Annotated in this window: 1 protein-coding gene; it reads right to left on the bottom strand. The window is 43.6% G+C overall.

The annotated features are described in order from the left end of the window. Window positions 1-279: 279 nt before the first annotated feature. Window positions 280-654, bottom strand: a 375-nt coding sequence (locus tag ACNOHI_RS25000) for a FecR family protein (RefSeq protein ID WP_420477432.1), incomplete at its 5' end; no start/stop codon positions are given.

The raw sequence follows: 654 nt of genomic DNA, 5'->3' as shown, positions 1-654 counted from the left end.
AAAGCCTGCGGCTTGTACTCCAAGACAGGCTGTTAGCATGAGGGCAACAGTCAGTTTCATAATCAATATGACTTTAGAGGGTGAAATTGTGTGTATTCCCGACTTATTGCCGGGAAGGATTTGTTTCATACTTTTGTAACGTTGGGGTTAGTACTCTGTAATTAATTAACAAGTGATTGCTGTGTAGACCCTGATTTTGGGAGGGGCGTGCCACCGCCTCTCCTTTTTGGGTTCTTGTATGTTTCTGGTATACTATTTTCTCATTTCTATATCTCCGTTCTATTTATTAAAATTTACTATTACTTTCCTTCCGTCTATTTCAAACCCCGCTCCGCTAACTAAATTAAGCATCTGCAATACTTGGGATAATTTAGCTTGCCGGCGAACATTTCCTGTGAGCCTCTTTGGAGAAGCCTCTCCTCTATAACTGATCTCTACATTATACCACCGGGCAACTTGCTCCATAATCTCTTCCATATTGTCTTCTTCGAACCAGAACATGCCATCTTTCCAGGCTAAGGCTTTATCTATATTTGCGGCACTTACGGCAATGTTTCCTCCCTCTGTAACAGCCTGCTCTCCGGGAGTAATGCTCCTTTGTAAGCCCAGCTTAGTAACTCTAACTGCACCTTCAGCAAGGCTGGTCCGCACGGC

Source organism: Noviherbaspirillum sp. ST9 (genome assembly GCF_048799745.1).
Lineage (GTDB): Bacteria > Pseudomonadota > Gammaproteobacteria > Burkholderiales > Burkholderiaceae_D > Noviherbaspirillum.
This window is presented reverse-complemented; position numbering and strand designations above follow the sequence as displayed.